The 20,597-nt window shown below is 45.8% G+C and carries 17 protein-coding genes; all 17 read right to left on the bottom strand.

The window, feature by feature from the left end; translation table 11 throughout:
- Window positions 1-234: 234 nt before the first annotated feature.
- Window positions 235-2,844 (bottom strand): discoidin domain-containing protein, encoded by a 2,610-nt coding sequence (locus PCH02S_RS00760; RefSeq protein ID WP_127449120.1) that lies wholly within the window; start codon window positions 2,842-2,844, stop codon window positions 235-237.
- A 20-nt stretch (window positions 2,845-2,864) separates the two neighbouring features.
- Window positions 2,865-4,376: a glycosyl hydrolase gene (locus PCH02S_RS00755; RefSeq protein WP_164819378.1), complete on the bottom strand. Its 1,512-nt coding sequence runs from the start codon at window positions 4,374-4,376 to the stop codon at window positions 2,865-2,867.
- Between the two features lie 116 nt (window positions 4,377-4,492).
- The gene (locus PCH02S_RS00750) at window positions 4,493-5,863 is read right to left on the bottom strand and encodes a sugar phosphate nucleotidyltransferase (RefSeq protein ID WP_127449118.1); all 1,371 of its coding nucleotides are present in this window, start codon (window positions 5,861-5,863) and stop codon (window positions 4,493-4,495) included.
- 41 nt (window positions 5,864-5,904) lie between these two features.
- On the bottom strand, window positions 5,905-7,236 hold the full coding sequence (locus PCH02S_RS00745) for a UDP-glucose dehydrogenase family protein (protein ID WP_127449116.1): 1,332 nt from the start codon (window positions 7,234-7,236) through the stop codon (window positions 5,905-5,907).
- A 4-nt stretch (window positions 7,237-7,240) separates the two neighbouring features.
- Window positions 7,241-8,341, bottom strand: coding sequence for a glycosyltransferase (locus tag PCH02S_RS00740; RefSeq protein WP_127449114.1), 1,101 nt, complete (start codon window positions 8,339-8,341; stop codon window positions 7,241-7,243).
- A 30-nt stretch (window positions 8,342-8,371) separates the two neighbouring features.
- Window positions 8,372-9,517, bottom strand: a complete 1,146-nt coding sequence (locus PCH02S_RS00735) for a glycosyltransferase family 4 protein (protein ID WP_127449112.1) — start codon at window positions 9,515-9,517, stop codon at window positions 8,372-8,374.
- Entirely contained in the window at window positions 9,486-10,748 is a 1,263-nt protein-coding gene (locus PCH02S_RS00730) for a glycosyltransferase family 4 protein (protein ID WP_246068886.1), read from the bottom strand. The genes PCH02S_RS00735 and PCH02S_RS00730 overlap by 32 nt, the downstream gene beginning before the upstream one ends.
- Window positions 10,732-11,568: a glycosyltransferase family 2 protein gene (locus PCH02S_RS00725; RefSeq protein ID WP_127449110.1), complete on the bottom strand. Its 837-nt coding sequence runs from the start codon at window positions 11,566-11,568 to the stop codon at window positions 10,732-10,734. The genes PCH02S_RS00730 and PCH02S_RS00725 overlap by 17 nt, the downstream gene beginning before the upstream one ends.
- Window positions 11,569-11,595: 27 nt before the next feature.
- Entirely contained in the window at window positions 11,596-12,963 is a 1,368-nt protein-coding gene (locus PCH02S_RS00720; protein WP_127449108.1) for a lipopolysaccharide biosynthesis protein, read from the bottom strand.
- A complete protein-coding gene (locus PCH02S_RS00715; protein WP_246068884.1) occupies window positions 12,905-14,398 on the bottom strand; it encodes an O-antigen ligase family protein in 1,494 nt (497 codons plus the stop codon). Before PCH02S_RS00715 ends, PCH02S_RS00720 begins: the two co-directional genes overlap by 59 nt.
- 10 nt (window positions 14,399-14,408) lie before the next feature.
- On the bottom strand, window positions 14,409-15,194 hold the full coding sequence (locus PCH02S_RS00710) for a WecB/TagA/CpsF family glycosyltransferase (RefSeq protein ID WP_127449106.1): 786 nt from the start codon (window positions 15,192-15,194) through the stop codon (window positions 14,409-14,411).
- Complete coding sequence (locus tag PCH02S_RS00705; RefSeq protein ID WP_127449104.1) at window positions 15,194-16,534, bottom strand: O-antigen ligase family protein; 1,341 nt, start codon at window positions 16,532-16,534, stop codon at window positions 15,194-15,196. The genes PCH02S_RS00710 and PCH02S_RS00705 overlap by 1 nt, the downstream gene beginning before the upstream one ends.
- Before the next feature lie 8 nt (window positions 16,535-16,542).
- Window positions 16,543-17,478 (bottom strand): glycosyltransferase, encoded by a 936-nt coding sequence (locus tag PCH02S_RS00700; RefSeq protein ID WP_127449102.1) that lies wholly within the window; start codon window positions 17,476-17,478, stop codon window positions 16,543-16,545.
- 24 nt (window positions 17,479-17,502) lie between these two features.
- Window positions 17,503-18,183, bottom strand: a complete 681-nt coding sequence (locus PCH02S_RS00695) for a sugar transferase (protein ID WP_127449100.1) — start codon at window positions 18,181-18,183, stop codon at window positions 17,503-17,505.
- Window positions 18,152-19,090: a UTP--glucose-1-phosphate uridylyltransferase GalU gene (gene galU, locus PCH02S_RS00690; RefSeq protein WP_127449098.1), complete on the bottom strand. Its 939-nt coding sequence runs from the start codon at window positions 19,088-19,090 to the stop codon at window positions 18,152-18,154. Before galU ends, PCH02S_RS00695 begins: the two co-directional genes overlap by 32 nt.
- Window positions 19,091-19,121: 31 nt before the next feature.
- A complete protein-coding gene (locus PCH02S_RS00685; RefSeq protein ID WP_127449096.1) occupies window positions 19,122-19,763 on the bottom strand; it encodes a CpsD/CapB family tyrosine-protein kinase in 642 nt (213 codons plus the stop codon).
- Window positions 19,747-20,490, bottom strand: a complete 744-nt coding sequence (locus PCH02S_RS00680; protein ID WP_127449095.1) for a YveK family protein — start codon at window positions 20,488-20,490, stop codon at window positions 19,747-19,749. The genes PCH02S_RS00685 and PCH02S_RS00680 overlap by 17 nt, the downstream gene beginning before the upstream one ends.
- Between the last annotated feature and the right edge of the window lie 107 nt (window positions 20,491-20,597).

Below are 20,597 nucleotides of genomic sequence, written 5' to 3'. Positions count from 1 at the left end.
TTTCATCAATAAACGACATGTAAATCGAACATTTTAATGATTACTAATGTAATATTTAGCATAAATCCAACATTTTTGTTTGTTTTAAGACAGAAAATTACATGAATTCTTGTTAAAATTGATTTATTATAACAAAAGGCGAGGATAATATGGTTCAAGTCATCTGGTTGCTCATCTTAATTTTGTTTCTCATCGTAGCTTCCACCCGCAAAGGGTAAGCGTATTCCTCGATGTCTAGCCATAAATCTGCAGATCATGAATGGACCAGTAATTCCCTGCCTTCATTGTCTGGATGATCTTGACGAATCGTGCGTACGTTGGACTAAAATTAATGTCCAGTATGCTTGAACCGCTGCCGGTTGCAATCGGCTGAGACCACGTATACCCATCGGTAGAAACATATACCTCATATTTCCTTGGATAATCATTCGGGGATCCTTCGCTCCGAAGCCGTATTCGGTTGATCGTGGTCGGCGTTTTCATATCCACTTGATAGAATTGCCCGGGAGCTTGCGCGACCCCCGTATCCCATCGGCTGTAGATATTACCGTCAATCGCCCCTTGGGGTTTTCCGGAACTGCTGGTAACTTCCCAGTCCTTGCGATCCAGCGCCACACTATCTGTTGCGATAGCTGATGCCGGTTGTGAAACTTCGTTGGTACCTGAGAGTCTAATCTGATACTCGTATTGGTTCCCAATTACTGTACTCGTATCTACAAATTCAGTCCCTTGCACTTGCTCGGCTATCACCTCGTAACTGCTCTCACTCCCGCCAGATTTGCGCAATATATCATAACTTTGTGCTACTTCCGACTCTTTCCAGCTGAGCTCAATCGCATGATGCTGTACGGGTTTCGCCTGAATCCACGTTGGTGTCACTTTCTTCACCCCATCTGCTCGCGATAAGATGTACTGCACAGCCTCACCTGGGCCTAACGTTTCTTTAAAATCCAGTTCGGTATCGGCTTGCAACCCGCTCAAATAGGATCGTGCCGACTCATACGTATCACCCGCTCCGAATCTTTCACCTTCGTATAATGCAGCCTCCGGCATCGTAACCTTAACCTGTATCGTTTGCGGACTCGATTCGAAATTCACAAAATTGAGTAAAATCTTATCCGATTTCCCTCCTGAACCAGGAAGTGCAGGTAATGTCGAGGTATCCACGCCCCGGAAATAAACCAGTTTATCCGATAGCTCCTGTTTATTGCTGATTTCGTACACCAACGGCTTGCCATGCGTCGCATAAGCCAGATTTAAGCGCCGCATCACCCCAACTCGCGTATCCTCTTCCGTCGAATTCTTATGAATTTGCATCTGTGCGGGGTTCTGCGTATTCAAATCAATGCCCGGTTCGAACAACGCATAATCCGGATAAAAGGCCGCATGCTGCATGAACATATCGGCATATCCGATATGAGCTCTCATGATGCGATCAAAGACAGCCGCATGGGGCTCCGCCGCGCCATATTCAACGGGATCTTTATGGCTATCCGAAGTGCCGTACTCCGTATTGAGCATGAGCTTCTGCAAACCATCCTTAGCCCCTCCGAAGGTCCGCATGTTCTCCAGAAAGCTTCCATCTTTATTATTCACATAAGAGGTCCCATACGCATGTCCATTGGTTAAATCCGTCATCTCTTCCAGTTCCATTCGCTGATTCGGATCACTTTCCCATCCGTCAGGATCTCCGCAGCGCAGCACGCCGGAGGTGTTTTGATTCCGACAACTTCTCATGCTGTATTGCGGCGCATAGGCCCAACCTGGAGCGACCGTTTTCACATGTGGAGCAAGCTCGGGCAGATTGATTTTGAGCCATTTGGCTATGGCCAGATTCACACTTTTGGATCGATTAAATAAGCCTGGTTCGTTATCAATCTCATAATATTGAAACATGGAACCATACTGCTTTACATAGTCCGACAACTTATTTTCTGCATCGGCCGGCAGTGTGCCATCATCATTCAGCTTAATGTTTCCTGTATGCAAATGAAGAGCTACCGCTTGCGTGTTGTAGTCACGCAGTGTTTCATAATAAGGCTTAATGGCGGAACATCCCTCTTTGACATCGGTCGCACAATCCACACGCATCACATTGCCGCTATAGGCAATTCCCAGCCATTTTAAAACATAGGGAAGGTGCCGAACCGCTCCTTGGTCATAGTAAAAGGACAAATTGCTGACCTTGGTGCCCGATTCCACATATCTCCCATGGATGGGCTCTTCGGCAGGGGCAGTTAGCGCATCAAGCGAGAGATAGTCCCATTTCCACCATAGAAATTTGTTCTCATCCGCCTTGCAAGATAAACATCCTTCTGCCGACAGCTTTAATACATTATTTCCGAGCTGCAGCTGCTCCTTAGGAATATAGAGCTCATACAATTTTTTATACTCATAAGCGCTAGTCGTCCCTCCGACACCGGCGATTTGGATGATGCCCGAAAGCAGGTTATTGGAAAACACCGCCATCTCAGGAACGGATTTATGCGCATCTAGAATTTTCACTCGGAAATGAACCCCATACTCGGGTATTTCAGCTAAGGCATAGTTGATCGACAAGGTTGGATTCAACGATTTATTGAGACCTTGTGGCACCGAACTCCAAGTCTGTTGCTGCTGTTCGCCCGAAGATACGGTATAACTAATCGGAGCTGCGCTTTCTTTTCCAAATTCCAAATCAGAATCATCGGGTTTGCCTAACGTCCAGATTGGATTGCCAATCTGATTCGATTCTGTCATCACCTTTACCATCTCTGTTCTTGCAGATGCACCGTAATTAGTCGAAGCCGAGATCAGGACCAGTAAGATCAACAAGGCCGATGGCACAATCACATATCTCATCATGTTAGATACCTCTCAAACCTCTAAGGTAGTAATAGGGCATTTGCTGGAATAATTTCTTTGGGTTGGGAAGGACTCTTCCACATGAGTTTAGCAGCGGCACCATTCTGATTGTCATAATATTCCACTTTCAAATCAACAGGCACGCCAGCGGTAAGGGCAATAGATCCTGTTCGTTCTACCCAACTTTGATTAAACCAACTATCAATAACCAACTTGCCGTTCACCCAAACACGAATGCCGTCATCGCTTAGCGTGGATATCTGATACGTTTCCGAATAGGCGGGCAAAAGTTTTCCTGTCCATCTCACCGAAAATGTATCTGCTTGCATGGAAGGGAAGGGGGCTGAAGTCGACCAATTAAAATCAATTTTTGCATCCACCTTCGTTTCTTTAAGCCCGGTCAAATCCTTATTATCAAAATATTCCGCTCGCAGCCCATTTTTCAAATCCGGGGCCGATATTGGCTGAATCTGCGGTTGTTTGATTGGCAGGAAAGATTCTCTGCTCAATATTTTCGAATGCGAGTAGAACGATTTAATCTCATCTTTTTTGTTATTTTCGGTCAGCATCTTGCCCCACGTCATGAAATAAGCCCAGCGGGGCTGATCTTTTAATACATCAGCACTTGGCAGTTCGCCATTCTCCCCGATCGCCACAGGCTTGCCGCCTGCCAATTGGGTGATACTTTTATAATAATCCGGATTGTAATCATTATCATAGATATCTACCGCGAGAACATCCACTTTGCTTGCCCCTGGATAGGTGGCCATAAAAGGGTCGGCATTCGCATTCGGCGCGTTAGGGCTCCACACCCAAAGCAAATTATTCAGCTTATGCACATGCACGAAGCGATCGTACATAATCGTCCACAGTGCGGAGAAGTTATCCTTCTTGCCCCACCAGAACCAGTCCCCGTTCATTTCATGATAGGGACGCCACAAGACAGGAACGCCCGCTTCTTTCAATTTCTCCAGGTAAACCGCCGTTTTATCCAGATCATCAATCAATTTCGCATACTGGGGAGTGCCTGGGGTGACGTATTTATCAAATTCCGCTTGGCTCATATTCCGCTGCACATTCGACCAGCAGAGGCACGTGCCAGGAATGCTTTGATGATAAGAGATGGTAACCAGGCCGCCCGTCTTATTCCAAGCGATTGCGCTATTGACGACCTTTTGCCTTTGTTGCGCCAACTGGCTTTCGTTTTGAGCCAAAACGGCACCAAATTCATAACCATGAAGCGCAGGAAATTTTCCTGTCCAGCCTTTCACTTGATTCGTCCATTCATCTGGACTTTCAAGGTAATCATGCTGCCCGCTAATCGTGCTGACACCCGAAACGACATACAGCTTCTGCAGCACCGCCTTCGCTTCTACCGTTGCCTGCGCGTTGACTGGAACAGAAGTCGCGGACGCCGCAGCTTGCGGTTGAAACAAGAAATTCGGAGCTACCAAGGAGAGTAAGAACAATAAGGAAACCACTTTCTTACGTACACCTGCCTTTCCTAAAATTTGAATCATCTTTTTTGTCATGACGCATCCTTTTCACCATGAAATGGTTATATTTGTAATTTTTATGCCTTCAAACAAGGAATCGCCTTCCATTCCCGAAATCGAATAGAAGGCGGTTCTTTGTTTCAAAACAAAACTTAAATAAATTGATGAAGGGAAATATCCTTCCAGTCCATACAAATCCGAACGATATCCTCTTCGACTAAGTCGGATCCGCTTTGGACCTCGATAAATTCAACATCCGTAATTGCCCGTATGCTGTGTCTGGTCCCCTCCGGAATTCGCACAACATCACCCGGCTTCACCTGATAGAGCTTATCATTAATGATAATATCCGCTACGCCGCTCACGATGGTCCATACTTCAGAACGTTTGTAATGCAGCTGATAACTGATATTTTTACCGGCATGAACGAGAATACGTTTCGTAAGCACCTCATTATCTTCGGCATATTTGACATAATCAATAACACGATATCGTCCCCATCTGCGTTCTTCATACATCGGGCGATGCTCGATTGCATTCATGACTTCCTTAATGCGAGGGCTCTCCGACTTGTTCGTTACCAGAATCCCATCCGGGCTCACGGCTACAACAGCGTCATGAATGCCGATAACGGTGACAGGAATGTCTAGCTCGTTAATCAGATGAGTATTCTCGCAATCCGTCGTTACGATACCTGTTCCAATTTGGGAACGTCCCATTTCTTCCGTCAACGTATTCCAAGTTCCCAAATCTTTCCAGAAACCATCGTAAGGGACAACGACACAACTTGCTTCTTTCTCAACAACTTCATAGTCGAAGCTGATTTTCGTTAATTTATGATAATTTCTGAGCATTTCCTCGTATTGAATCGGAATCCCTTTATCCATCATGACCTCAATGAGATAACCCAGTCGAAAAGCAAAGACACCACAATTCCAAAGCGCTTTTTGATCAATTAAAACAGCTGCTTGTTCCCGGTTAGGCTTCTCGAAGAAATATTGGACCGCTACCGCTTCTGTCCCTTCCCGGCGTTCCTCAGAAGGAACAATGTAACCATATTTCTCGGACGGAACCGTCGGAACAACGCCCATTAGCGCTAAATTCGCGTCTGTTTCGTGCAGAACGTCCTCTAATTGTTTAATTTTCTGGAAAAATGCCTCATCCACATACGGATCTACCGGCAGCACCGTAATCACTGTGTTTAAAGGTAAACTTTCCACATCATACATATAAGCAGCAGCTAATGCGATGGCAGGGAATGTATCTCTGCGTTCAGGCTCGATAATAAGCGGAGCTTCTCCGCCAAGTTGGCTAATAATCATCTCGACCTGAGAGCGATTCGTCGCTAAGTACGCGTCTTCGCCAAGGCCTGTGTTCTGTAGCTGCCTCCATACACGTTGCACCATGGATTCATCTTTGCCATTTTCATCCTCAAGAACCTTTAAGAACTGCTTGGATCTGGAATCATTGGACAATGGCCAAAGTCGCTTACCGGAACCGCCTGAAAGAAGTACCAATTTCATGAAAACCACGCTCCATTTGATTTATTTGGGATACAAGCAAATTATCTAGCCAGTGCTTTCGGTCTGGATACGCCAATCAAATCAGGTCGCCCAACGGAATAATATTTAAGCCCCGTTCCTTGAATTTGTTCTTGACTGTACACGTTGCGGCCATCAATGAGAATCGGCTGATCCATGATAAAAATAAGTTTGGACAAGGAGATCGTTTTGAATTCCTCCCAATCTGTTAGCAAGCAAACCGCATCAGCGCCTACTGCCGCTTCCATGGCATTCTCACACCACTGAATCGAAGGGTGATCAATACGCTCCCTGAATTTATCCATCGCAATAGGATCATACAGCTTCAGCGTTGCTCCTGCTCGGATCAGCGTTTCTACAATTTCAATCGACGGCGCATAACGAATATCGTCTGTATTAGGCTTGAAGGATAACCCCCAAATGCCCACCACTTTGCCGCTAAGCAGTCCAAGGGAGGCTTCCAGCTTGGAAATCACCTTGTAGCGCTGCGATTTATTCACTTCCACGACGGACTTGAGCAATTGAAACTCATAATCGACATTGCCGGCAATTTGGATCAAAGCGTCCGTGTCTTTCGGAAAGCAAGAACCTCCGTAGCCGATGCCGGCATTCAGGAAAGATGAACCAATTCGCTTATCTTTCCCCATCCCTTTGGCCACTTCCGTAACATCGGCGCCCACCTTCTCGCAAATATTGGAAATTTCATTGATAAATGAAATTTTTGTCGCGAGAAAGGCATTCGAAGCGTATTTGATCATCTCTGCGCTCCGGATGCTTGTGACGAAAATTTGATCCGTGAAGGCACGATGGAGATCGGTAAGCGGCTCAGCCAAACTTGGATTATCGAGTCCTAGGACAATGCGATCCGGATGAAGGGTATCATCGATAGCCGAACCTTCGCGCAGAAACTCAGGAATGGATACGACGTCGAAAGCGTGCTGCGTATTCATCGCAATCATCATTTGAATATGCTCATTCGTACCTACGGGAACAGTGCTTTTTGTTGCAATGATTTTATAGCCGTTCATAGCTTTGCCGATTTCAATAGATGCTTGCTCAATGTAGGACAGATTAGCCTCGCCATTCGGCAAGGACGGTGTGCCCACGGCAATGATAATGAGTTCAGACCGGCTGATGGCATGAGCCAAATCCGTTGTAAAAGCTAACCGGCCAGCATGGATATTTTTCTCCATGAGCTCTTCAATGCCAGGCTCATAGATAGGTGAAATGAAATTCTGCAGCTTGTCAATTTTCTGTTTATCCTGATCCACACAGATTACGTTATTTCCCACCTCAGCGAAGCACACCCCGGAAACTAATCCCACATATCCTGTTCCAATTACTGCAATATCCATACGATTAATTCCCCTCTCTGAATTGTTGATAAGCTTTAGCCATGTAGATTTTCAATTTCTCCATAAATGTTTTTTCATCAAATTTCTGGGCATGTTGGATAATTCGGCTCACATCCCAGGCATGGTTTTCCACTTCCTGTATAGCGAGCAGCAAATCCTCCACCTCTTGCCGTTTGAAAAACACACCATTCACATGAGGCACTATAGTGTCTAGCGCACCGCCAGCCTGATAGGCGACAACAGGTCGTCCTGCCGCATTCGCCTCCAGCGGTGTAATCCCGAAATCCTCCTCGCCGGGAAAGATTAAGGCGCGACACTCCGCCATCATTTTGGTTACTGAACCGTCATCCAACCTCCCCAGAAAACGAACATTTCCTTTGGCCATCGCCTTTAGTCTCATCAGATCGGGGCCTTCCCCTACGATATGCAAAGGCAGGCCATTCCGATTAAATGCTTCTACTGCCAGATCAATACGTTTATAAGACACAAGTCTTGATACGATCAAATAATAATTATCAATGTTCGTCGAGCTATGAAAGCGAGTTGTATTAATCGGTGGAAATATGACATCGGAATCGCGATGATAGTAATTGCGGATACGGCTTTTCACAACCGAAGAATTCGCAATAAACTGATTTACATTTGCTGACGTTTTTTGATCCCATTGCTTAAGCTGATCGATATAAATTTTCAAGAGGCGTTTCATCACGCTCGATTTGGTTTGTCTCTCCATATAAGTGTCATAATCCCAGGCGAAACGCATGGGCGTATGGCAGTAACACAGATGGAACGTGTTCTTCGGTACCTGAATACTCTTCATGAATGCGCTGCTTGAACTGAGCACAATATCAAATTCTCGAAAGTCAAAATCCTTAATCGCAAACGGATAAAGAGGCAGCATTTCTTTAAAATGACTTTTTCCTCCTGGCATTTTCTGCATCCAAGAGGCTCGTATATCCGCATCCCTCAGTTCATCGAGCAGACGATTGTTGCTAAACATGGTCGTATAAATGGGAGCACTCGGGTACATTTGGTGAAAGACTTCAACAACTCTTTCGGCTCCGCCCATTTGAACCAAATAATCATGCGCAATTGCTATTTTCATTTGATCCATCCTTTACACACTAAGCGGTCATCAAGAGTTAGCGATGAAACCTGCATAGTAATGAGTGATTTGGGTAACGGTTCGTTCAATAACAAAGTGTTGCTCCACACGCTTGATGCCATTTTCGCTCATTCGGCGTCTCTCCTCAGGATGCTCGAGCAGATAGCGGATGGCATCCTCCAGTACGGCAGGTTTCCCTGGTGTAATGAGAAGCCCCGTTTCACCATGCACAACGGTTTCCGTCGGGCCGCCTTCATTAGAAGCAATCACCGGCAAACCGGCTGCCATGCCCTCGACAATGACCTGACCGAAAGGCTCAGGTGTGATGGAGGTATGAACCAATAAATCTGCTTTCTGCATCAACCCCTGAATATCTTCAACATGACCTAGTAAAGTGACATTGTTCAGTTGATGATCGGCAATTTGCTGCAGCAGCTGCTTCTTATACGCATCTTCGCCGAACAGGGCATCCCCGGCTAACCAGAAATGAACCTGCTCATCCGGCAGAAAAGATTTCGCCGCTTCGAGCAAAATATGCTGGCCCTTCCATTCCGCCAGCCGGCCAACCAGTAAGACTACGTAAGGCTTTCGCCATGTTTTTTCGACGAGTGCCAGGCTTTTGGCTTTGGAATTGGCGAAGGCCGAATACACGACTAATGTTTTCTTGGACTTCGGCAAGTTCAAAGCACTCAACGTAGAATTGGAATTTGCAATAACGCCATTAGGCAGCAATCGGGACATCAGGCGAATCGCTTGGGCAACAATCGGCTTCAAATACGGAACGCCAATATGATCCCGAATATGCCAGATGAGTGGAATTCCTGCCCATTTCGCAGCTACTGCTCCATAAAAAGCTGATTTCAAAGAATTCGTATGTACACAGGCAACCTTCTCCGCTTTCAGTAATTTGGCTACCCTTTTCCCATAACTCCAAAGTTCCAATGCCGCCGATACCGCCTGAAAATTCACGGCATTCCGATTGCGATTGCGCACCTTATCGCTTAAAGGTAAAACGCGAACATCAATCCCTTTAGCTCTTAACCGATCCACCAGCGCTCCCTCTTCAGCCACAATAACGAGCGGATCAATCTCCTTGCCAAAGTTCGTAATTAGATTGTAAAGTGCGACTTCTCCCCCGCTCCATCTAGCGGTATGATCCAGATAAGCTACTCTCATCTTGTTCACGTCCTCCTCTCTTCTTAGCTGCAGCCGATTGATTCCTGACGTAAGCATGACGATCAAGATCAATCACGGAACGAAATACTTCGTTCACCTGCTCGGAAACTCTCTTCCATGTATAATGCTCCAACACATGATTCCTGCACTGCTCACTTGTAGGCCACAACTCAGGATGCTTCAATATGCGAGTTAATCCTGCGGCAATGTCACTGCTGCTGGTTCCCGAGAACAGCATATCCGGCCGGTATTTCTCAAGAATTTCACGGTTCCCGCCAATCGGAGTCGCCATGACCGGAACCCCTGCTGCCATTGCTTCTACGGTGATTAATCCGAAGCCCTCTAGCGCTTGCGAAGGAACAACGAACAGATCGGCTGCCTGATAATAGTCCGCAAGCTCACTGTCGGGGATATAACCCAGCAGTCTAACGCTAGACTGCAGCCCATACTCGGCAATTCGGCTTTCCAGTTCAGCCTTCAGCGGACCCTTGCCGCCTATAAACAGCACGGCATCTGGCTTGGAACGCACAACTTCTTTCCAAGCTTCTAGCAGCTGAAGCAGCCCCATTCGGTTAACCAACCTTCGCAAAGTCAACACGACGGTTTTCCCTTCCGGCAGCCCCAGCTTCTCTCTGATTGCGGAACGATTCGCTGCCGGCCTGAACCGGGCGACGTCCGCCCCGCCGGGAATGATGTGTATCTTGGCCAGCGGGACGCCGTACTGGCGGTGAAGAATATCGCGAAAAGTCTCACTTAACACGATGAAGGCATCCGCCAATTGGTATGCTTTCATTTCCCAGTTTTTCGCGATCATGGTTTTGAATCTATGCTTCAAACCTTTCCCCTCAAGCCTTATTTCCTCACTCCACGGGCCGTGAAATGTCATCACAACCGGAATATTTCGGGCTTTCGCCTCCATCGCCACGCCCAAACTGTAAGGAGCAAAGTGCGCATACACGATGTCAACATGCTGCCCGTTCATGATTTCTGCGGCTTGCATGCGAAAAGCATCACGCCGTTTGCTCAACTTCAAATTCGTGCCGGCCACATTGGTGACACGAAGACCGCTTGTCACTTCCGGCTTATTGGCACTGCATACCAATGCTTCAAGTTCATGATGTGTATCCAAGCTTTCGCAAATATGCTTGAAATAAGTGTTTAACCCACCTGGCTGAGCTGAGGGCCAGCCCATTCCAGTGCACAAGATTCGTAAATCATTGTATCGTTGCATAAGCTTTCCCCTCCTTGATCGGCCCATCATGGGACTTCTTTACACGTTTACGAGCTAATCCAAGCTCATATTGTTTCATGCAGACCAGGAACTCGTAGATTCCCCAGAAAAGCGCTACGGCAAGCCCGGGAATTCCCTTTTTATACAAGCCATGAACGATATATTTTTGAACAAAACGCAAAGGAGGTCGAACGAGCATGCGCAGCAGACTAAATCTTTTTCCCATCGCCACTGCGCCTTCTGCCTCCAGATCGGTATATTTATTAAACCGCTGAATATGGTCGTGAATGCTGCGGAAACCATAATGCCATAAGACACCTGGTATAAATAGGACATTCTCATTCTCCACATTCGGTGTTTCATGCACTAGACTTTCCTTATACTGAATTTGTGTGCGGTTATACAATCGGACCAGCTTCTCGCCTTTCCCCATCCAGCGTCCCAGAAAGTCTCCAATCCTCAGAACGGAATAGGCTTTGCTTGGATCGGATAACTCGCCTTTCAGCATCTGAATGGAGGTTGATAATTGCTCATTGACCACCTCATCCGTGTCGATTACGAATATCCAGTCATAGGTGGCACGATCACTGCCATAGATACGCTGTTTCGCATAACCTGGCCATGCGTTCACATAGACTTTGCAGCCTAATTGCTCGGACACCCGAACGGTTCCGTCCTTGCTCCCGCCATCGACTACAACAATTTCGTCTGCAAAAGGCTTGCAGGAGGCGATCGCATTCGCTATTCTCGATTCATCGTCTTGCGCAATGATGACAACAGAAATTCGATTCACTCCCACAGCATCACGATAGCGACTCATTTCGTTCGCCCCTCCCCCAATGTCCAATTATTTGGCCTTATATGCTGTTATTGCTGAAAGCAACCAACGGATATCCTCTTTATTCAACAGTAATCTTGGAAGTTTCGTTTTCAAGGTGAATTTGACATTGATTAAAATAAAGATAAATCGCAGAATACCCGATGACAAAATGGCCATTCCCGCACCGGCGAGTCCAAACTTCGGAATAAGCATGGTCAGTAGTGGGATGACAACCAGCAGTCCGATTCCTTGCAGAATGGTAACGATCTTGGGTTTGCCTAAAGCCATGAACGCTTGCGCTAATACCATGGTTCCACCTGAAATGGACACTTCGAGGAGCAGCATGCGAAACACACTGATAGCTTCTCTAAAATCAGGACCATACAAGAGCGGCATGACGAAAGGAGCAACCAGCATGATGATCAGGGAGCATAACAAAGCCACGCAAGTGCTGATTCTATACACACGGAACGTCATATCCACCACTTTATCCTTCGGCAGCCCCGATGCTTTAGGGAACAACACCACGATAATCGAGGTTGAGAAGATATTAACGACCCGAGAAAGGCTTACCGCTACGGCATAGAGGCCAAGCTCAGTAGGATTCAGCAGCCCGATAATCACAATTTGATCGATGTAGTAGGAAACATTGCCCATTAAATCGTTGCCGTAGGATCCAATCCCATATCTGATTAAAGTCTTGAAGGAGCTGAAAACATCCTTGATCACCCATTGATACTGTCTTAGCAAACGAACAGTGGTCCATATGTAAAAGGGAACCGCCGGAGCGAGATAAGCTACAGCTGACGTGTAAGGAGTCATGGTTTTAGTCAGGATTAGCAGAGCAAGGCCGATGAGCGTACTCAGCGGAATCAGAAATCGCAGACGATTGAATAGTTTGTACTCGCCTCTTACCTGCATCATCGCATTATTAATCTGGGATAATACAATAAGAGGCACGATAGCCATGGACCATTGCGAGAATAGGACCACACTGTCGGAATACGAACGGAGCCAATAGGGTAAAACCAATATCCCTATGCACATCGCAAGCATGCCTGCTGTCAAACCCATGAGAACAGCGGTCGAATAAAGCTTGGCGGAATCCTTCATGTTCTTTTTCACGTTGTAAATAATGGCGGAAGGTATACCAAATGAGAAACTAAAAGCTAAGAATTGTGACCATAACACCATAGCGGCCTGCTCTCCTCGGCCGGAAGGCCCAAGAAATCGCGCTGTCAAAATACCGGTTAGCATATTGATGACCAAGATAAGCACACTGAAAAACATCGTTTTAACAGAAGATGACAAATGACTTTTGCTTGAAAAAAAAGCTTTAATGAAGCCGAACAGAGGCTTTATGCGGACTAATTTCAAGTTGACTGGCTGCTGCATCCGGAATTTGTCTCCTCTCTTGAACGATCGTTCGATGCGCCATAATTCCAATTCCTACGACCATCCATAGTAGAAAACCTTTCAACCCTGTGTATCCATTTTCAAAAACAAGACAAACGATACTTCCTTGCAAAGCGGAGAGTCCCAGCTTACCGTAGGCTGTTATTCCGCCCGGTTGATGTTTCTGAGATAACAGATAACGGGTGACAAGCCACAAAGCCCATAGGAATAATAATCCACCAAGAATGCCAAAGGTTAGAAAAATGGCAACAAATCCATTATCGAAAATGCCATATTCCCCTAATGCTCCGCCGTTGCTGAGCTTGGTGCCGACACCAATACTCCCTAGCCCTAATCCTTGCGGTTTCGAGAACATCATCGGAAAAACGGTATGGAAGAAATCTAGTCTCTCATTATAAGAGTGGTCATCCTGAATGGCTGTCATCGTATCTAATCGCGCAATCAGTCCCTGTGCTCCAGGCAGCTTTGGGATGATAACATACATGGCTGCAATAACGGCTGTTAATTGAGCGATCAGCTTCCACTTCTGTCTGCCGGCCGATACAGCTGTATAAATCGCAATATCGATAAATAGCATTACCCAGGCAGAACGAACTAACGTGACAAGGAGTCCAACCGTAACCAGGATAATGCCGATCCAGCCCAACGGTCCCCGCCATTTTTTTTCTAAAATCATCGGTGCAAGCGCAGTTCCCATATACATCCCCGCAGGTCCAGGCGAATTCAGTGTAGAGAACACTCTGATCTCCAAAGGCAAAGGGTGGCCAATCGACGTCATTTCCACATGATTCATCCAAAATGCATCCCAGGGAGGCACGACGATGTACTGAATAATGCCATAGACAGCTACCAAGATGGCCGTGTTAGAGAAAGCAACAATTAAACGGTCCAGCGCCTTATTGTCGAATTCACTTAAAGCCGCATAGGGGATTAACAATAACGGAATCACATAGTTTGCTAAATCGTAAAAAGTCCCGCTCCCATTTTTTGTTACGCCAATCAGGCAGCCATACAGCAGCACGATGGCTATATAAATGAGCAGCTTGTAGATACGAGATTCCATCTGGTGGAACTTAGCCAAAATAGGAATAATCAGCACGGCACTTGTTAACAAAGGCGCAATACTTAACAGCGATACCGAATGGTACGTTCCTTCCATCCAATCCTGTATACGCCGGATCTCCGGACAAATGACCCAGACCAGCAGGATATAGGGAATTAATCGCCGTGAATCGAATAAGGCCAATACAAAAGCAGGAAATAGCAGCATTGACAAGATTGCAATTTGCATACTCAGATCAGGATTCAGAGTTGCACTTGAATAACCAATGACGACAGAGACGGCTAAAGCCATTGCAGTGAATAACAACGTCATGCGACCCGTCTGTGTCATAATCAAAGGGGGTTTACTCATTTTGCTGAAATCATCCACTATTGACTCCCGTCCCCTCCCGTTTCAGTTTGAACTGCTTAACAACCTCGCGCCATAGCAGGACGGCAAACATCGCATCGTGTACCAAGTAACGTTTCCACAGCCGCCGAGGTTCTTGCACAAGCCGCCAAAACCATTCAAACCCTGTTCTCTGCATAATGTTCGGAGCTCGCTTGACGGTGCCCGAAAGGAAATCGAAGGTTGCACCTACACCAATTGAAATCGGCACTTTATATTGAAGATAGTTTTGATATATCCATTTTTCTTGTTTCGGCGCGCCAACACCGACAAACACGATATCTGGCTGCGTATCTATCAGCATTTGAACAATACGCTCATTCTCATCCTTTTTCTTCTCGAAGCCATAAGAAGGTGAGTAGCAGCCCACGATGTTCAAATTCGGAAAGACGAGCTTCAGATTCTTAACCGCTTGTTCCGGAATCCCGACCGCTGACCCTAAGAAAAAAAGCTTATATTGGCGTTCCGCGAAGGCTTCCCCTAATTTTGCGAACAAATCAGAGCCAGACACCTTTTGCTTGAGCGGTTTGCGAAGCATCTTCGATGCCCATATAATAGGCATGCCATCCGCCACAATCGCACCCGCGTCTGAATATACCTTTTGAAACTCAGCATCTTTTCTGAGCTTAATTAAATGATCGACATTGCAGGTTAAAATGTAAGAATGATTATTCTGGCGAATGACGTCATCCATATAAGCAAGCAAGTCCAGAAAGTCATAATTATCAAAATGAACATCGAACATAGTCACTCTACTCATCAGATCAACTCTTCTTTTTTCGAATTTGTCGTCGAGAGAATATACAAACCATTCAAATACCAGCAAAAAGGAATGATGAATTGAATCGTGGATAATGTATTATCCGACAAGGAATACAGAAAGAATGCCAGAATGAATGCGGCATAATAAATTTTAATTCGCTGTGGCATGACGCGATAAATCATTCGAAATAACACAAGCAGCGAAAGAAACAGCAGGATGCAGCCAATATAACCGGAATCATAGTAGAAGCGGATATATTCGTTATGCGGAACCACAAAACCGACGTACAAACTGCCGTCGTTCGCGACAGTAACTGCGCCTAGGCCTCTTCCTGTCATCGGGGAATCTTTCACTCCCTTTAGAAAGTAGTTCCACGCCTCCGTCCTTCCGGATAAATCGATGCCCGTGCCCGTCTGGCGCTCGAAGGAGCGCTTCGTCATATTGTCCCACTGGAGATACACGGCTCCACCAATTAAAGCCAAGGAACAGACCAACGGAATCAATAAGATGAGCTTCCCTTTGATATACTGCTTCACCATATCGAAGAAATAGTACCCGGCCATCGCTAGCATGGCGAGTATAGGCCCTCTGGTTCCCGTAGCGATCAGAATCGCAAAGTTGGCAGCCAATGTACAATACAAGAACTTGGCATTCAACGGATTCCGTTTGGTTTCAATTAAAGCAACGGTGATCCCAAGAAATGCTAACATCGCCAAATGAGGTGCGATATTCGCCCCTTGTACTCGGATGGCTCCCGTGAACTCTACATTGAGAAAGGAATACAAATGAACCAGCTGAAGGAATGCCCCGGTCACTACGCTTACCACTGGAAGCAAACAGATGATCCGGATATGCTTTTCCGCTGTTTCCTTTTTCCATTTGATCATGAGAAAAAAGAAAGGAAGCGCGAGTCCGATGAAGGCTTTCAAGGTGATGGAAAGCGTCAATCTCGGATGCCATTCTGAGAAAAAGAGTGTAATGAACAACATGCCCGCAATTGCTACTATTGGGTAAATGAACTTCATGCGAAGTCCATTTTGCAGCATGCTGGGAACTAATAGAATGAGAATCCCTAGCTTGTAAAGGGAAAGGATCTCCAGTCCTGGGAAATTCGCCTCCACAATATAGTTGATGGATATGGCGGTTGAAAGCAGGACCAGATAACTCATTTTTTCCGGTTGGTAAATGGCATAGATGCACATGAAAAGTACGGCCAACCCCAACATACTGATGATAGGCTGATAAACAGCCGCTACCCCCATGATCACTGCAAGCAGGACATAGAATGCAGCATAGTACATCGGTTTTTTGAGCTGTATTGGAAAAACCGGCGTCATCCTTATCATCACCCTGTCAAGCGCATTTTCACACGACTACGCATCGTGAGCAATGTGCCTTTTATACTTTGCATCCGACAAGCAATGAGCAATTTTTCACCTTCCGTCTGTGCAAACAAAGCATTTACAGCTATGTAGAGTACCCTGCAAGCAACATTAACGAGAAGCGCTACTTTACTCATAAATCCCTTGTGCATGGAGCCATTCGTAATACCTTGATAATAATAACGCTGCTTGATCCATTCTTTCGTTAAGCGATTGTCGGGGATGAAGTGATCCACGACCATGGAAGGATGATAAAGGATCGTCTTTCTTTCCTGTTGCATCTGCTCGAAGAGCCAAGACTCTTCACCGGACAGCAAGAGCGTTCCCTTTCTTCCAAGGTCGGTTGGAAACAAATAAGTATCATGAAACGATTTGCGAACAGCCATATTCGCTCCGAAGGGATGCTTATTTATCGGATATTCATGAACGTCTTCTCCCCGATCTACAATCGTATACGGAAGTTCGAGCGATTTGATCAGCCATGCCGGTCTCTCGCTTTCGAACTTCGGACGAATCATGCCACCTATGGCATACACATCATGCCGATGATCAAAGGTGTCCACAATCGTGCGTATCCACGCCAAACAAGGAACCGCATCATCATCGAGATACGCAATAATATCGCCTTTTGCTTCCTGTATCCCTCTATTTCGCGCAGCCGACAGACCTTGCGTTTGTTCAAATAGATAGCGAACCCGCAATACCCCGGCTTGACGATGGACAAATGACTCGGAGATTTCTCGCGTGTGATCCGTGGAATTGTTATCCACAATAAGAATCTCAGCCATATCTATTGCAGTTAATGCAGGCAGTGCGTCCAGTGTGATCTGAAGCAAATCCGCGCGATTATAGGTACAGATGACAATTGATACCCTTGGTTTTGGCTGATCATGCACCATTGCGGTACTCCTTTTCTACTTTTTTTAAAAGGCGTCTTTGGAACCGAGAAGAACCGATACGGTTTTCATGATAATTTTCAAATCATAGAAAACACTTCGATTACGAATATAAGTCAAATCAAGCTCAACCATTTGCTCAAAGCTTAAATTGCTTCTGCCGCTTACTTGCCATAACCCTGTGCAGCCAGGCGTTACAGCCAAGCGTTTCTTGTCATAAGTCGTGTACTCTTTCACTTCACTTGGCAAAGCCGGTCTTGGACCAACCAAGCTCATATCACCGATGAGTACGTTCCACAATTGCGGCAACTCATCAATGCTTGTTTTGCGAAGAATTCGGCCGACGCGAGTCACACGAGGATCATTTTTCATTTTGAACATCGCGCCTTCGACTTCATTTTGACTCATTAGCTGCTGCTTCAATGCTTCTGCGTTAGCGACCATCGAGCGGAATTTATACATCGGGAACAACGTTTCGTCTTTGCCAACCCTATTTTGCTTGAAGAAAACGGAACCGTCCGGATCTTCCAACTTGATCCAAACTGCCACTACGACAAACAAAGGCATCAAGAAAATAAGACCAGCTAAGGAGAGAACAATATCTAGCGCACGCTTCATAACGGAATAGGAAGTTACGCTCTTTCCTTCCTGCAACGTAGCAGCCGGATAGTAGTACTCATATTCCTCCTGCAGTTCTCGCAAGCTCATAATCTTCACCTCCCAAATGTTCTAAGATAGGGGCATATTTCTCCTTAATGAGCAGTGAAGCCATCGCATCGAGCACATCTAACCGAAGATCCTTGCTCTCAAGTGCGAAAGCCATTGTGGTAAGAATATAACCAAGTCGTTCGCCCACATCATAACGGATACCGTCAAAATGATAAGCAAGAACACGTTCTATTTGATTAAGCTTCTGAATCGCGTCTGTCAGCTGAATTTCGCCGCCGGCGCCTTTTTCCTGAAGCTCCAAAAATTCAAAGATTTTAGGAGAGAACACATATCTCCCCATGATGGCAAGATTGGAAGGTGCTGTACCTAATTTAGGTTTTTCAATAAAGTCTTTCACTTGATAAAGGCGATTATCTTGCTCGCCAGGATCAATGATACCGTAACGATTTGTTAATTCCGGCGGTACTTTTTGGACACCAATAACGGAATTTTCTGATAATTCATATTGCTGAATGAGTTGTTTTAAGCAGGGGACCTTCCCTGTGACAATATCATCGCCCAGCAGTACAGCGAAGGGTTCATTTCCGATGAACCTTCTTGCACACCAGACCGCATGCCCCAGTCCCTTGGGTTCTTTTTGACGAATATAATGAATTTCTACTTTGGCTGAACGCTGAACTTCTTTCAAGAGCTCCAGCTTCCCCGTTTCCATCAGCTTGTTCTCAAGCTCGAAAGCATTATCGAAATGATCTTCGATCGCTCTCTTTCCTTTACCGGTGACAATAATAATATCCTCGATTCCGGATTCGATGGCTTCTTCCACGATGTATTGAATAGTTGGTTTGTTGATGATTGGGAGCATCTCTTTGGGCATCGCTTTCGTAGCGGGAAGAAATCTCGTTCCTAACCCCGCAGCCGGAATAATTGCTTTCTTGACCGTCTTCATCCTTCTCATCCTCCTAAGCGTACATATTCAATTATTGGTTGAAAACCATACCTAACATGCGGGCTCCTGATTGTTCGAGCTGTGTTCTCGCTTGTTTCGCCCATTCCCGCTTTGTTTTACCGTTCCTTGTGACCAGCAGTACGCCATCACTGTACTCCGAGAGCAAACTTGCATCTGTATAATCAAGCGTAGACGGTGAATCGATAAGAATAACTTCATATCGCTGCTTCAGTTGATTCATCAGATTCAACATCTGGGAGGAGCCTACCAGCTCCGACGGATTAACCGGTTGACCGCCGGCAACGATGAGATCAAGGCCCATGATTCCCGTCGGTGTAATAACTTCATTAACAGCCAGCCCTTTTTGGAAAAAATGGAGCAAGCCTTTTGTATTATTCATACCAAACAGCTTATGCAAGCCCGGCTGGCGCAAGTTGCTGTCGATGATCACAACAGACTTCCCTTCCTGAGCATACGTTACGGCCAGATTCGCCAGCGTCGTCGTCTTGCCTTCTTGCGACTTCGGCGATGCAATCATCAGCACCATTCCCTGCCCTTGATCAGCGGGTACAACCTTCTTAAAGCGCACCGCCGTTCGTAAAGAGCGATAGGATTCGGAAACCGGTGAAATCGGATCTAATTCCGTCACCAGCACATTACTTAGCTGTAACATACGTCTGTTCCCCTACCTCTCTGCTTAGCGCTTTGGAAGATTTGGCTGCCTTGCCCTTCTTTATCGTTCCGATAGACGCAAGAACGGGTAGGCCCACAATGTGCTCAGCCTCTTTTTCAGAGCGAATCGTATCATTGATATTTTCAAAAAAGAAAAACACACCAATTGCTGCCATTGCCGATAAAACAAAACTCAACGCCAGGTTAATGACGATACTAGCGTTCGCCGGCAAAGGCTTCACAGCTGGATCTGAGCTGGAAAGTAGTTTGACATTGTTCATATTCATCAAGGACGGCACTTCGCTCATGAATGTATCCGCAAGTGTTTTCGTCATCGTGACGGCTTTCTCATAACTCGGATCTTCCATCTCGATTTTAATAATTTGCGTTTTATCCGTTGAGCTTACCTTCAAGTTCTTCAACAGTTCTTTCTGCGTCATACCGAATTCCGGATGATCCGCCAGAAGTTTCTGAATGATCTGATCCGATTTAATGATTTCCTTGTAGCTCTCAACTAAATTCATGTTCATCGATACATCGTTCAGATCTATTTTCTCTTCACTCTTAAACGTACTGCTTACCAAAACTTGTGTATTTGCCTTGTAAACAGGCTCAACAAATGTTTTGCTGACATAGAAGGTTGTCAGGCACGAGAGAAGAACGAACAACGCAATCATCCACAGCTTTTTGCGAATGAGTACAAAGTAATCCAAGATCGATTTCTCCATGGTTCCCTCCCGAAAAAATAGTTGATAAATCAAGAAATACAGTATTGCTTTTCAGAAAACTTTCAGTTAAGATGTTTGTAATGAAAGCGTTTTATTCTCCTCATCCC

Source organism: Paenibacillus chondroitinus NBRC 15376 (assembly GCF_004000765.1).
Classification (GTDB): Bacteria; Bacillota; Bacilli; order Paenibacillales; family NBRC-103111; genus Paenibacillus_E; species Paenibacillus_E chondroitinus.
Note: the sequence above shows the minus strand (reverse complement) of the source record. Positions and strands in the feature narration are given on the sequence as shown.